This is a genomic window from Variovorax defluvii, from assembly GCF_039541515.1.
Classification (GTDB): Bacteria; Pseudomonadota; Gammaproteobacteria; order Burkholderiales; family Burkholderiaceae_C; genus Variovorax; species Variovorax defluvii.
The window spans coordinates 112,516-125,330 of the sequence record NZ_BAABGJ010000076.1 but is presented as its reverse complement, the minus strand read 5'-3'; the positions used below and the strand labels follow the sequence as shown (position 1 = coordinate 125,330).

Below are 12,815 nucleotides of genomic sequence, written 5' to 3'. Positions count from 1 at the left end.
CCTTCCCTTCGTCTCAATGGGCAGGCTTCGGCGCGACGGCCGGCGGCGGGCTGTTGGGCCGCGAGAAGCTGCGCTCGATGGCGCGCAACGCCTCGATGCGGTCGCTCAACTGTTCGATGCGCCGCTGGCTGTCGCGCAGCTGCTGTGCCTGCCGGTCGCGCTCTTCCTCGACGCGGCGCTGCTCCTGGTAGCGCGCGGCGATCAGCCGGGCCAGCGGATGCAGGACCTGCGCGTCGGTGGACGGATTGGCGATCACGCGCTGCAACAGCCCCAGCGCACGGCCGAGGTCGGACGGCGAGCGTGTCTGCGCCAGCACCAGCGCCAGTTGCACCTGCGCGATCGGCACCTCGCCGGGCTCGCCCAGGCGGGCAATCTCGGCGCTCAGCTCGTTGCCGCCGAGCGGGCGCACCCTGTCGGCGTAGCCGAGCAGTGCCGCCACCGGGCCCTGCGTGTGTTGCGTCAGCACCCAGCTGGGCTGCGTCGCCGGCGCCATCGGCTCGGCCTCTACGGGCCGCACCGGTGGCGGGGGAGGCGGCAGCGGTGGCGGCGGCGGTGCCGGCTCCACCGCCACGGACTCGGCCGGGGGCGGTGGCGCCGAAGCGCATGCAGCCAGCAGCAGGGACATGAAGACGGGCGTCATGGACAGGGCGAGTCTGCGGACGATCGAATACAGGAGCATGGGTCGGACGAATGCGCGAGGCGGGCGGGTCAGGTGGAGCGCGGCAACTCGATGCGGAAGCGCGCACCGGGCCCCTCCGGCAGCAGCGTGATGCGGCCGCCATGGGCTGCAATGTACTCCTGCACGATCGACAGTCCGATGCCGGTGCCTTTGACCGCGTGCTCCGGCTGGCGCTCGCCCCGGTAGAAAGGCTCGAAAACGCGGTCCCGGTCGCCTTCGGCAATGCCAGGGCCGGCATCCTGGATGTCGATGATGGCGGTGTCGGCCGTGCTCGAAACGTTCAGTGTGATGGTGCCGCCGCGCGCCGAATACCGGATCGCGTTGGACAGCAGGTTGGCCAGCGCGGTGCCCAGCTTCACCGGGTCCACCACCAGGGCGAGGGGCTCGCCCTGGGCCCGCACGGTCAGGCCGTTGGCCTGCCACTGCAGGCGCTGGGCCTCGATCTGCTCCTCGATCAGCGGCAGCAGCGGCGTGCGCTGGCGGCGCAGCTCGCGTGCTTCGAAGGCGGCGGCGTTGAAGCGCAGCAGCGCCTCGATCTGGCTTTGCAGCGAGACAGTGTTCTGCTGGAGGATCTGCGCGACCTCGCGCTGCGCCGGGTTCAGCGCGCCCGTGACGCCGTCTTCCAGCAGGGAGACGCCTTCGCGCAGTGCGGCCAGCGGTGTCTTGAGCTCGTGCGAGACGTGCCGCAGGAAGCGCGCCTTGTCGGCGTCCAGTTCGGTCAGCCGCAGGCGCAGCCATTCGAGCTGCTGCGCCACGCGGCGTACGTCGGCCGGCCCCTGGATGTCGATCGGCTCGTCCAGCCGGTTCTCACCCAGCCCGACGATGGCCCGCTGCAGCCGTTGGAAGGGCCGCGCCAGCCAGATGCCGAAGGCCAGCGCCAGCACCACCGCCAGCACGCTGGCCGCCAGCACTTCGCGCATCAGCCGCCGGCGGGCGCTTTCCAGGCGCTGGGCAAGTGCGTCGTTCTGGGTCTCGATCAGGAGCTGGGCCTGCTGCGCGATGTTCGTGTTCAGCGCATCCAGGTCGCGGAACTGGATGGCCATGGAGCTTTCGCGCGCCAACGCGGTCTCGGGCGCGCCGCTCATCAGACCCTCGATCACCGCCATCTGGGCGCGCCACTGGTCCAGGCCGGCGGAAGGCACACCGTTGGCGCCCAGGCGGTCCAGCACCTGCCGCGCATCGCGCGCCGCATCCTCGAAGCGGCGCCGCAGCACCGCGTCGTTGAGCACCAGCGACTGGCGGCCGGCGCGTTCCATGGCGGCGCTGCGCTCCGCCAGCGACTGCGCCGCGCCGGACAGCGTGAGCGCGCGCCCGGCGGCGTTGCGGCTCTGGGCCATCAGCGTGTCGTACTGGAACACCGAGCGCAGCGCCACGCCCACCAGCAGCGCGGTGATCAGGAGGAATGCGAAAAGCAGCAGCTGCTGGAAGGAGCCGCGCGCCGACTTGAGTCCTGCCATCAGCCGGCGGCCGCCCTGGCCGGTGCCACGGATGAGAGGGCCGACTCGGTGGTCGGCACCTCGCCGCGCAGCGAATAGGCCAGCGAGCGCGTGATGCGCAGGTTGATCATCTGCCCCACCAGCCGCGGATCGCCCTCGAAGTTGACCACCCGGTTGCACTCGGTGCGGCCCATCAGCTCGCCCGCGTTCTTGCGCGAGCGGCCTTCCACCAGCACGCGCTGCAGCGTGCCGACGCGCGCCTGGCCGAAGCGCTTGACGTTGGCGTCGATTGCCGCCTGCAGCCGCTGCAGGCGCGCCAGCTTGAGCTCGTGCGGCGTGTCGTCGTGCAGCTGCGCTGCCGGTGTGCCGGGCCGCGGGCTGAAGATGAAGCTGAAGCTGTTGTCGAACTCCAGCTCCTCGATGAGCTTCATCATCTTCTCGAAGTCGGCCTCTGTCTCGCCGGGGAAGCCCACGATGAAGTCGCTGCTGAGCGAGAGCCCGGGCCGGATGGCGCGCAGCTTGCGCACCGTGCTCTTGTATTCCATGGCGGTGTAGCCGCGCTTCATCGCCATCAGAATGCGGTCGCTGCCGTGCTGCACCGGCAGGTGCAGGTGGCCGACCAGTTGCGGCACGCGGGCGTAGGCCTCGATCAGCCGGGGCGTGAACTCGTTGGGGTGGCTGGTGGTGTAGCGGATGCGCTCGATGCCGGGAATCTCGGCGATGTACTCGATCAGGAGCGCGAAATCGGCGATCTCAGCGGTATCGCCCATGCGGCCGCGGTAGGCATTGACGTTCTGGCCCAGCAGCGTGACCTCGCGCACCCCCTGGTCGGCCAGGCCGGCAACCTCGACCAGCACGTCGTCCAGCGGGCGGTTGACCTCTTCGCCGCGCGTATAGGGCACCACGCAGTAGCTGCAGTACTTGGAGCAGCCTTCCATGATCGAGACGAAGGCCGTCGCGCCCTCGACCCGCGCCGGCGGCAGGTGGTCGAACTTCTCGATCTCCGGAAAGCTGATGTCCACCTGGGGCGCGCCGCCGCGCTCGCGCGCGTGCAGCATCTCGGGCAGCCGGTGCAGCGTTTGCGGGCCGAACACCACGTCGACGTAGGGCGCCCGCGCGATGATGGCCTCGCCCTCCTGGCTGGCCACGCAGCCGCCGACGCCGATCTTCACGCCGCGCGCCTTCAGGTGCTTGACGCGGCCGAGGTCCGAGAACACCTTCTCCTGCGCCTTCTCGCGCACCGAGCAGGTGTTGAAGAGGATCAGGTCCGCTTCTTCCACGTTGGTGGTGGGTTCGTAGCCATCGGCGGCGCGCAGCACGTCGGCCATCTTGTCCGAGTCGTACTCGTTCATCTGGCAGCCGAAGGTCTTGATGAAAACTTTGGGGGATGGCATGGAGTTCTCCCGAGACGGAGATGGAGATGGAAATGGCGCGGCTCGTTCGCGAGACACCGCGGAATCGGCTCTGCCGAGCCGCTGGTGTCGCCCCCGGAGAGGGTTGGCGGCTACACGAAGTGAGCGAGCCTGGGGGTGAGCGTCACTGTCCGTAGCGGGGCAGTTGGTCGAACGGCGTCTTGCCGTCGTCGCGCGGCCCGGTGTCGGCCACGAAGGGCCAGAAGTTCAGAAGCGGCTTGTCGGCCGAGGCCCGCTTGGCCTGCGCTTCATCCGGGGTGAGGATCCAGACCTCGTTGACCTGCCCGGCGGCATCGCGCCGGTAGTTGACCAGCAGGTTCTGGCCCGTGAGATGGGCCGGCATCACCAGCATGTTCTGGGCGCTGCGGATGCGCACGCCGGGTGCCAGCCGCTCGGCCGTGCCGTCAAGCTCGACTTCGGGCGAATTCACGACCAGGAGCCGGCCGCGCAGCGTGCCTTGGGGAAAGTTGCGGCCGCCGAGCGCGGCCTCGTTCTGGGTCTGGACCAGATCCTGCGCCGCAGCCGGCGCCAGCACGGCGCACAGTGCGACCCAGACAAGAGCGTTCCAATGAGATTTGCAGCGGTTCATGGTGTTCATCCAGAGGCTGTGGGGGCGCGGGCGATTCTACCGGCCGGCGCCTGTGCTTCCCCGCAGGCAGACCGCCTGGGTGTGCGTTGCTTCATGGCTGCTTTACTTAATCTTTACGGCCGTGATAGACGCGGCCCCCCGAGCGCTGATCCAATAGACATGTCAGGCAAAAGTGCGCCTAGCGGAGCCGCGGACGCCTTTCTACCCAACTAAAGCGTTCATGAACAAGAAACTCGTCCTTGCCCTTGCGGGGGTGCTCGTCCTGGCCGCAGCCGGTGCCTGGAAGTGGTCGGGCAACCGTGCCCAGACCGCGGGGCAGGAAGCTTCGCCGGCCGTCGCTGGCAGGAACGCGGCACCCGCCGCCGGCGCCCCGGCGCTGGTCACCCTGGCCGCCGCGCAGAAGCAGGACGTGCCGATCACGGTGCAGGTCAACGGCAGCGTGGTCTCACTCAACAGCGTGGAGTTGCGCCCGCAGGTCACGAACACCGTGCGCGAGGTGCACGTCAAGGAAGGCCAGTTCGTCAAGCAGGGCCAGTTGCTCTTCAGCCTCGACGACCGCCCCGATCAGGCCAACCTGGCCAAGGCCCGGGCCCAGCAGCAGAAGGACGAGGCCACCCTGGGCGACCTGGAGCGCCAGTACCGCCGCAGCCAGGAACTGGTGGCGCAGAACTTCATCGCCAGGAGCGCCGTCGACGCCACGCTGTCGCAGTTGCAAGCCCAGCGTGCCGCCGTGGCGGCCGACAAGGCGGCGGTGCAGTCGGCGCAGGTGGCCCTGGGCTACGCGACTCTGCGCGCGCCGATCGCCGGCCGCATCGGCGCCGTCAACATCTACCCCGGCACCCTGGTGCAGCCCACGCTGACGATGGTGACCATCACCCAGCTCGATCCGATCGCCGTCAGCTTCCCCGTCCCCGAGGGCCGGCTGCAGGACCTGCTGGCGGCGGCCCGCGAGAACACCCCGGTCGAAGCCCTGGTGCCCGGCCGCAGCACCCCGATGAAGGGCGGGCTGAATTTCGTTGACAACACGGTCGATCCGCTGATCGGCACCGTGCGCGCCAAGGCCGTCTTCGACAACACCGACCAGGGTCTGTGGCCCGGCCAGTTCGTCGAGACCCGGGTGACGGTGCGCACCCTGAGCGGTGCCACCGTGATTCCGGCGGCCGCGGTCATGATGCTGGCCGAAGGCAGCTCGGTCTACGTGGTCGACGCCGACCACAAGGCGACCCGCCGCAAGGTCCAGATCCTGCACAACTTCGGCACCCGGGTCGCGGTGAAGGGCGTGGAGCCCGGCGAGCAGGTCGTGATCGAGGGCAAGCAGAATGTGCGCCCCGGCGGCAAGGTGCGCCTGGACGCCTCCTCCGCCCAGCCGGCGTCGCGCCCCGCCGGCGCGCCTGAAGCGACCCCGGGCAGCGCCGCCGCGGTCGAACCGGTGCGGCAGGCGGTGGTCGCGGAGCGGGAGCGCACATGAACATTTCGGAGCTCTGCATCCGTCGTCCCGCGATGACGGTGCTGCTCTCGGCCGCCGCGGTGGTGGCCGGCATCTTCGCCTACTTCCAGATCCCGGTCGCGGCCCTGCCGAGCTACAACACGCCGGTCATCAACGTCAACGCGCAGTTGCCGGGTGCCAGCCCCGACACCATGGCCTCCTCGGTGGCGCTGCCCCTGGAAAAGCAGTTCTCGACCATTCCCGGCCTTTCGACCATCAGTTCGGTCAACACCCAGGGCGTGAGCTCGATCACGCTGGAGTTCGTCAGCAGCCGCGACATCGACGCGGCCGCGGTCGACGTGCAGGCAGCGCTGCTGCGCGCCCAGCGCCAGCTGCCGGTGGAACTCACGCAGATGCCTTCGTACCGCAAGGTCAACCCGGCCGATGCGCCGGTGCTGTTCATCTCGATGGTCTCTGCCTCGATGAACCCGGCCGAGCTCAACGACTATGCCGAGAACCTGGTCTCGCCCACGCTGTCCACCATCGACGGCGTGGCGCAGGTCGCGGTCTACGGCCGCAAGGCCTTCGCGGTGCGCATCAAGGCCGATGCGGACCTGCTCAACGCCCGCAACATCACCCTCGACGAGCTGGCCAACGCGGTGCGCCTGGCGAACGCCAACACGCCTGTGGGCGTGCTCGACGGGCCGCGCCAGACTCTCACCATCCAGGCCAACGAGCAGATGCTGCGTGCAGCCGACTTCGCCAAGGTGATCGTCGGCCAGCGCAACGGCGCGCCGGTGCGGCTGGACGAGGTGGCCACCATCGAGGACAGCTTCGAGTCGGTCAAGACCGCCAGCAGCTTCAACGGCCAGAGTTCGATCTCGCTGGCGGTGCTGCGCCAGCCCAATGCCAACACCGTGCAGGTGGTGGACGCGGTGCGCGCCCTGATGCCGCGCTTCCGCGAGGAACTGCCGCAGTCGGTCGAGATCAACATGGTCAACGACCGCTCCATCTCCATCCGCGAAGCGGTGCACGACGTGCAGCTCACCCTGCTGGGCACGGTGCTGCTGGTGGTGCTGGTGATCTTCCTGTTCCTGCACCGCGTCGTGGCCACGCTGATCCCGGCGGCCACCATCCCGATCTCGCTGATCGGCGCCGTCGCGCTGCTCTACGCCTTCGGCTACAGCCTCGACAACGTCTCGCTGCTGGGCATCACACTGGCGGTCGGCCTGGTGGTGGACGATGCCATCGTGGTGCTCGAAAACATCATGCGCTACGTGGAGCGCGGCATGGAGCCCATGGCCGCCGCGCTGCGCGGCGCGCGCGAGGTCGGCTTCACCATCGTCTCGATCTCGATCTCGCTGGTGGCGGTGTTCATCCCCATCTTCTTCATGCCCGGCGTCATCGGCCTTCTCTTCCACGAATTTGCCGTGGTGGTGGGCCTGGCGGTGATGGTGTCGGCCGTGGTCTCCCTGACCCTGGTGCCCATGCTGGCCAGCCGCCTGCTGCGCCACCACCCGCGCGAAGGCGGCGTGGTGGAGGACGACGAGGACGAGCACCATCCCGAGCCCGGTACCGCCATCGGCCGCGCCTTCGAGCGTGGCTATCGGTGGGTGCATGCCAGCTACATGCGCACCCTCGACTGGACCCTGCGCCATCGCGCCGTGATGCTGGGCGTGGCGGCCGCCACCTTCGCGCTGACCGCCTGGCTGTTCGTCTCCATCCCGAAGGGCTTCTTCCCCGAGGAGGACATCGGCCAGATCCAGATCACCACCGAGGCGGCTGAAGACATCTCCTTCCCCGCCATGAAGGCCTTGCAGGACCGCGTCTCCGACGCGCTGCAGGCCGATCCCAGCGTGGCCTACGTCAACTCCTTCATCGGCGTCGGCGGCCCGACGGCGACGCAGAACGCCGGGCGCCTGTTCGCCGTGCTCAAGCCGCGCGGGGAGCGTCCGCCCATGCCGCAGGTGCTGGAGCAATTGCGCAAGCGCTTCCGGGAGATTCCCGGCGTCGCCGTCTACATGCAGCCGGTGCAGAACCTGCGCCTCGGCGGGCGGCAGAGCAAGGCCCGTTTCCAGTACACGCTGCAGAGCGTCAACGCCGGCGCCATCGGCGCATGGGCCGACAAGCTGATGGAGCGGATGCGCGCCGACCCGGCCTTCCGCGATGTCACCAGCGATTCGCAGAACCGTGGCCTGCAGGCCACCCTGCAGATCGACCGCGACAAGGCTGGCGTGCTCGGCGTCGCCGTCGGTGACCTGCGCACCGCGCTCTACAACGCCTACGGTGACCGGCAGATCGGCAGCATCTACGCGCCCAGCAACACCTACCAGGTGATCCTGTCCGCAGCCGACGACGACCGGCAATTCGAGGAAGACATGTCGCGCCTGTCGGTGCGCAACAAGGCCGGCCAGCTGGTGCCGCTGTCGGCCTTCTCGACCGTCAAGCGCACCGTCGGCCCGACCTCGGTCAACCACCAGGGCCAGCTGCAGGCGGTGACCGTGTCCTTCAACCTGGCGCCCGATACGCCGCTGGGCAACGCGACCGCGAAGATCGACCGGTTCAAGACCGAGCTGAAGATCCCGCCCTCGATCATCACCAGCTACGGCGGCGATGCTGCGGTGTTCCAGAGCTCTCAGGCCAGCCAGGCCGTGCTGCTGGTGCTGGCGGTGCTGGTCATCTACGTGCTGCTAGGCGTGCTCTACGAGAGCTACATCCACCCCCTCACCATCCTGGCCGGGCTCCCCTCGGCGGCGGTGGGCGCGCTGCTCTCGCTCAAGCTCTTCGGCTTCGACCTGACCCTGATCGCGACCATCGGCATCCTGCTGCTGATCGGCATCGTCAAGAAAAACGCGATCATGATGATCGACTTTGCGCTGGACGCGCAGCGGGCGCGCGGCATGACGCCGGTGGCGGCGATCCGCGAGGCCTGCCGCCTGCGCTTCCGTCCGATCATGATGACCACCCTGGCCGCGCTGATGGGCGCGCTGCCGCTCGCACTGGGCCTGGGTGCCGGCGCCGAACTGCGCCAGCCGTTAGGCGTGGCGGTGGTCGGCGGGCTGATCTTCTCGCAGGTGATCACGCTCTACATCACGCCGGCCATTTACCTGGCGCTGGACCGCTACAGCGGGAGCGGGCCGATGCAGGAGTTGCCGGCCGAAGGGCGTGCACCACAGCAGCCCGCGGGCCACACGGCCTGAGCGCCGGTAGGGCGGGGCCTGCGGTCCTGCCCGCCGCGCCTCACTTCGCGAACAGCCGTCCGATGTCCGCGAAGGCCTTGACCTCCAGTGCATTGCCGGACGGGTCGAGGAAGAACATCGTCGCCTGCTCGCCGGGCTCGCCCTTGAAGCGGATGTAGGGCTCGATCACGAACTCGGTGCCTTGCGCCTTCAGCCGCTCGGCCATGGCTTCCCATTCGGCCATCGGCAGCACGATGCCGAAATGCCGTACCGGCACGCCGTGCCCATCCACCGCGTTGCGCGCGGCCGTGCCGGTCTCGCCGGGGGCGAGATGGGCGACGATCTGGTGCCCGTAGAAGTTGAAGTCGATCCACTCGTCGGAGCTGCGGCCTTCGGGGCAGCCGAGCAGCTCGCCATAGAAACGGCGGGCCGCCGCCAGATCGTGGACGGGGAAGGCGAGGTGGAAGGGTGAGAGCAGGCCGGGGTTGGTGGTGGGGGCGTTCATCGCGAAGTCTCGAGCCGGTGAGAAACGGAAGCGCGATGGTAGGCCTGGATCGGCAAAAGGAAAATCAATACATTTTTGGTCCCAGCATCAACAGAATTTGTGAATGATTCGAGAACTCAAAACCCTGGTCGCCGTGGCTCGAGAGGGCACTTTCGCCGCCGCCGGCGAGAAGGTCGGCCTGACCCAGGCGGCGGTCAGCGCGCAGATGCAGCGCCTGGAGGCGGACCTGGGCCTGACGTTGTTCGACCGCACCGGCCGCTCCGCCCGCCTCAATGCCAAGGGCCAGGAGACGCTCGCGCAGGCGACCGAACTGATCCGGCTCTACGGCCAGCTGGGCTCGCGCCACGCGGCCTCGCGCGCCGCGGTGCCGCTCGACATCGGCGCGATCGCCTCCGTTCAGCGCCTGCAACTGGCCGAGGCGCTGGCTGCCTTCCACCGGCAGGTTCCCGATTGCCGAACGCGCGTCACGCCCGGCGTGTCATTGGAGCTGCTGAACAGGGTGGACGCCGGCGATATCGAAATGGCCGTGATCATCCGCCCGCCCTTTGCGCTGCAGAGCGACCTGCGCTGGACCACCCTGGCGCGCGAGCCCTTCCGCCTGCTCGTGCCGCGAGGCGTAAAGGGCGAGGACTGGGCGGAACTGCTGGGCACCCAGCCCTTCGTGCGCTACGACCGTGCGTCCTTTGGCGGCCGGCAGGTCGATCGCTTCCTGCGCGCGGCGCACGTGGAGGTGCAGGACCTCTGCGAACTCGACGAACTGGACGCGATCGTGGCGCTGGTGGCCCAGGGCGTGGGCGTGGCCCTGGCGCCGCAGACCGCGACGCATCGGCGTTGGCCTGCCGCGGTTCGGGCCATCGATCTCGGGCGCCACACGTTCCACCGCGACATCGGGCTGGTGCATCGGGGCAACCGTGCGCCGGCCGGCGCGGCGGGGCTGCTGGTGGAGCAGATCCGTGCTGCCTACAAGGGCATCGCCAAGCGGACCAGGGTCCAGGGTCGTGCCGCTACGCGCGCTTTGTCATGAAGTGTGACGTTGGTGCCCGAGCAGGTCCGCGCCCGCACGACGAACGGCGCCTACAGTTTTCCGAGCATTCTTTCCACCGTCTCATGATCTTGTGTGTATTCCAGCTCGTGGGGTTGCATGTTGCCTATCGTGATGGAGCGCATGTGCCTTCCGCAGCTCCAAGCATCGAAACCGACCAGCGCTTTCAAAGGTTTAATGAAGTCGCAGAACTCCTTCACGATGCCCACAAGATCACGTCTCCCTTCTGGCCCAGCCTTGATGTGCCACCAGTTGGAGGCAATGGCCCGTACCGTCGCTTCGTAGTTGAGGCGCTCCCTTAGTTCGCGAGGCACTGCAAGAAGCAGAGCGCGGCCGTCCTCGGGGGGCAACGCCGCAGCCAGAGAGCCCAGCAGCCCCAGCGCGTCAGTTGACCCGAGTTCGGCCAAGTCGCACGCGATTTTGTGCACGTCGAGATGCTTTTCGTCCAACTGATCCAGCAGCGCTCGGACACGCGAAACTTTCTCTGCAATGTTGCCGTGCTCTGAAAACAAGGCCATCGTGCCAGTCACACCATCGGGAAGCGATGCCAAAATATTATTCTTGCGCTCCTCCTTTAGTTTGGCCTCATTCTCCCGCATTCTTTGCTTGGCCTTGAGCTCTCGTTCTCTGACTTCGGCATCGTGTCTGGCTTGCTCCTCGGAATCCTGCATGCCGGCCCTGGTCTCTGTGAATTTCCGTATTGCATCGGTTGATTGATGGATGATGAGGGTCCAGCTCTTAGACGGGAGCTCGTGCTCGACAGCATAAAATTCGAGTTCTGTTGCCAACTGTTTCAGTGCCATGAGCTCTGCTAATGTGATCCCTGTTTCACCGAGCAAATTCGACATGGCCTGAGCAAGGCGCGTAGCATCTTCGCCGGTCATCGCCATAAGAGCAGGGTATGCAATATGTTTCGTGTATGCGCCAGGCATGCCCGAAAGCCGCACAGCCGACAGAACGCCTTCAAAATCGAATGGACCCTCCGCCTTGCTGATCAGATGCCCCACCAGGGCTCCCACGAATATTGCTGCGCCTGTCGTTGTATTTGCGCCTGGACATAACTTCACCAGCAAGGCCGAAAGGTCGAGGGTTTTTTTGCTCAGCCCCTCTTCGATCGCACGGAATAGTTCGACGACCTTTTCGTTCTTGACGAAAGATAATTGCTTGTCAACCTCTATGTCGGACAGTACGGTCCTGATATTCAGCACCAGCGAGGTCAATTCGAGGTCTGCCTCGCTCCATTCCGGCGGGGCGTTCTGAAGCGCCAAGATGGCACTGGTGAGCGACGGAGACTGGTCGCGGGCTTGGGACACCACGTCGTCCGCGAGGAGCTTGCGGAGCTTGTGGCGTGCATTTGGGGGGCAGCCTTTGATGAGGCGCTCCAGTTTGTTTTTCGCCAAACATGCTGCGACACCCCCCTTGATCGTCGTTTTCACGCTTTTGGTGTAGAAAGCCATTTCGTCTTTGGCTGTCTTGGCATCACCTTGAAGCCGTGCGTGCAGGTAATTGTTTGCCTCGGTTTCAATGACCAGAGGCAGAGACTGTTCGTCGCAAAGTTGAAGAAATTTTCTGGCCGCTTTGGTATTGTCCAGCAACACCAGATGCTCGAAAATTCGTATCAGGAAACTTCCGCGGCCGGACAATGCCCGATCAAAGCGCAGCGTCCCGTTCCTCAGTTCAATGGCCATATCGTCGATGAGGCCTGATTGTCGAAGGTTTTCGCAGGCTTTGCCATCAAGCTTGAGCAGGTAAAGCAGGTCGATCGCGGCAGTAATTACCGGCTGTGCGTGCCTCTTGGAAATGGAAAGCGTATGGAACAAATTTTGCAGGTGGGAGGGCCACTTTCCATTGATCCTGGGCGAGCGCAGCCCGGGGTCAGTTTGGCCGCTCCCGTGAATTGGTCTATCGCCTTCCTCCTCGGATGAGGAGTCGTCTTTCTGGTTGACGAATTTGCGAGAAGATCCGGAAATTGCCTGGAATCTACGCGAAAAAAAATCCATGTTGGAGCCTGGATGGTGGTGCGGGAACTTCCTCAGTAACCTTCGGCAATCCATCGTTCCCGCTCGTGAGAACCTCGTTCCAGATGGAAAAGCGCCAGCGCAGATTGCTGACAATCCTCGCAAATTCCACATGTCCCACCCGCGGATGTTTCGCGCTGATCCAAAGGGTGTAGCTTCCCGTGGATCTGTCCGCAGTCAATACCCAGCTTCCATCCTCGTCGTCGCCGAGGTCCAGCTCCTCGGAATATCGCTCGGACGTCTCTTCGTCGTGCTCCCGGACATGATGCGAGGGCACTGCCGGCCCGGGATGTGCGAAGAACAGCAGGCTGTTTTCCGCTTCGCTTTTCTGCACGCCCAGCCAGTAGGTCTCGTCGATCGGAATGGCGTAAACCTGCTCTTCGTCGAGGCGGCTGGCGGGCCCGCATTCACTGGCGAGAAAGTGGGCGACGAGGCAGTCGAGCGGCAGTGTGTTCATCCGGCCTGAGTAACCGGGATTTGCCGCGCAGTTCCGGACAGGCAGGCGCCGCCCGGCCGGACTCACCCGCCT

The 12,815-nt window shown here is 66.4% G+C and carries 10 protein-coding genes; 3 read left to right on the top strand and 7 right to left on the bottom strand.

The window, feature by feature from the left end:
- Window positions 1-13 precede the first annotated feature (13 nt).
- The 4 genes from ABEA07_RS20970 to ABEA07_RS20955 all read right to left on the bottom strand — a co-directional run bounded on the left by ABEA07_RS20970 (window position 14) and on the right by ABEA07_RS20955 (window position 4,116).
- Complete coding sequence (locus ABEA07_RS20970; RefSeq protein ID WP_345540262.1) at window positions 14-679, bottom strand: hypothetical protein; 666 nt, start codon at window positions 677-679, stop codon at window positions 14-16.
- A 29-nt stretch (window positions 680-708) separates the two neighbouring features.
- Window positions 709-2,136 carry a sensor histidine kinase gene (locus ABEA07_RS20965; protein WP_345540261.1) on the bottom strand — a complete coding sequence of 476 codons (1,428 nt, stop codon included), beginning with the start codon at window positions 2,134-2,136 and terminating at the stop codon, window positions 709-711.
- Window positions 2,136-3,509: a tRNA (N6-isopentenyl adenosine(37)-C2)-methylthiotransferase MiaB gene (miaB, locus tag ABEA07_RS20960; protein WP_345540260.1), complete on the bottom strand. Its 1,374-nt coding sequence runs from the start codon at window positions 3,507-3,509 to the stop codon at window positions 2,136-2,138. The genes ABEA07_RS20965 and miaB overlap by 1 nt, the downstream gene beginning before the upstream one ends.
- Before the next feature lie 142 nt (window positions 3,510-3,651).
- Entirely contained in the window at window positions 3,652-4,116 is a 465-nt protein-coding gene (locus ABEA07_RS20955; RefSeq protein WP_345540259.1) for a hypothetical protein, read from the bottom strand.
- A gap of 220 nt (window positions 4,117-4,336) precedes the next feature.
- Here ABEA07_RS20955 and ABEA07_RS20950 point away from each other — a divergent pair, with 220 nt between their 5' ends.
- Together ABEA07_RS20950 and ABEA07_RS20945 are read left to right on the top strand one after the other, a co-directional pair.
- Window positions 4,337-5,584, top strand: a complete 1,248-nt coding sequence (locus tag ABEA07_RS20950; RefSeq protein ID WP_345540258.1) for an efflux RND transporter periplasmic adaptor subunit — start codon at window positions 4,337-4,339, stop codon at window positions 5,582-5,584.
- Entirely contained in the window at window positions 5,581-8,742 is a 3,162-nt protein-coding gene (locus ABEA07_RS20945; RefSeq protein ID WP_345540257.1) for an efflux RND transporter permease subunit, read from the top strand. The genes ABEA07_RS20950 and ABEA07_RS20945 overlap by 4 nt, the downstream gene beginning before the upstream one ends.
- A gap of 40 nt (window positions 8,743-8,782) precedes the next feature.
- On the opposite strand, the gene ABEA07_RS20940 is transcribed toward ABEA07_RS20945, so the two are convergent.
- The gene (locus ABEA07_RS20940; protein WP_345540256.1) at window positions 8,783-9,226 is read right to left on the bottom strand and encodes a VOC family protein; all 444 of its coding nucleotides are present in this window, start codon (window positions 9,224-9,226) and stop codon (window positions 8,783-8,785) included.
- Window positions 9,227-9,329: 103 nt separating this feature from the next.
- Here ABEA07_RS20940 and ABEA07_RS20935 point away from each other — a divergent pair, with 103 nt between their 5' ends.
- A complete protein-coding gene (locus ABEA07_RS20935) occupies window positions 9,330-10,250 on the top strand; it encodes a LysR family transcriptional regulator (protein ID WP_345540255.1) in 921 nt (306 codons plus the stop codon).
- 50 nt (window positions 10,251-10,300) lie between these two features.
- Here the strand turns inward: ABEA07_RS20935 and ABEA07_RS20930 are convergent, their stop codons facing one another.
- Complete coding sequence (locus tag ABEA07_RS20930; RefSeq protein ID WP_345540254.1) at window positions 10,301-12,268, bottom strand: hypothetical protein; 1,968 nt, start codon at window positions 12,266-12,268, stop codon at window positions 10,301-10,303.
- Window positions 12,249-12,743, bottom strand: a complete 495-nt coding sequence (locus ABEA07_RS20925) for a hypothetical protein (RefSeq protein ID WP_345540253.1) — start codon at window positions 12,741-12,743, stop codon at window positions 12,249-12,251. The genes ABEA07_RS20930 and ABEA07_RS20925 overlap by 20 nt, the downstream gene beginning before the upstream one ends.
- Between the last annotated feature and the right edge of the window lie 72 nt (window positions 12,744-12,815).

What these genes read in the sequence shown, in the direction of transcription:
- ABEA07_RS20930 (WP_345540254.1), bottom strand. Translation starts at nt 12,268, where the DNA reads ATGGATTTTTTTTCGCGTAGATTCCAGGCAATTTCCGGATCTTCTCGC.
- ABEA07_RS20945 (WP_345540257.1), top strand. Translation starts at nt 5,581, where the DNA reads ATGAACATTTCGGAGCTCTGCATCCGTCGTCCCGCGATGACGGTGCTG.
- ABEA07_RS20965 (WP_345540261.1), bottom strand. Translation starts at nt 2,136, where the DNA reads ATGGCAGGACTCAAGTCGGCGCGCGGCTCCTTCCAGCAGCTGCTGCTT.
- ABEA07_RS20925 (WP_345540253.1), bottom strand. Translation starts at nt 12,743, where the DNA reads ATGAACACACTGCCGCTCGACTGCCTCGTCGCCCACTTTCTCGCCAGT.
- ABEA07_RS20970 (WP_345540262.1), bottom strand. Translation starts at nt 679, where the DNA reads ATGCTCCTGTATTCGATCGTCCGCAGACTCGCCCTGTCCATGACGCCC.
- ABEA07_RS20950 (WP_345540258.1), top strand. Translation starts at nt 4,337, where the DNA reads ATGAACAAGAAACTCGTCCTTGCCCTTGCGGGGGTGCTCGTCCTGGCC.
- ABEA07_RS20955 (WP_345540259.1), bottom strand. Translation starts at nt 4,116, where the DNA reads ATGAACCGCTGCAAATCTCATTGGAACGCTCTTGTCTGGGTCGCACTG.
- miaB (WP_345540260.1), bottom strand. Translation starts at nt 3,509, where the DNA reads ATGCCATCCCCCAAAGTTTTCATCAAGACCTTCGGCTGCCAGATGAAC.
- ABEA07_RS20940 (WP_345540256.1), bottom strand. Translation starts at nt 9,226, where the DNA reads ATGAACGCCCCCACCACCAACCCCGGCCTGCTCTCACCCTTCCACCTC.
- ABEA07_RS20935 (WP_345540255.1), top strand. Translation starts at nt 9,330, where the DNA reads ATGATTCGAGAACTCAAAACCCTGGTCGCCGTGGCTCGAGAGGGCACT.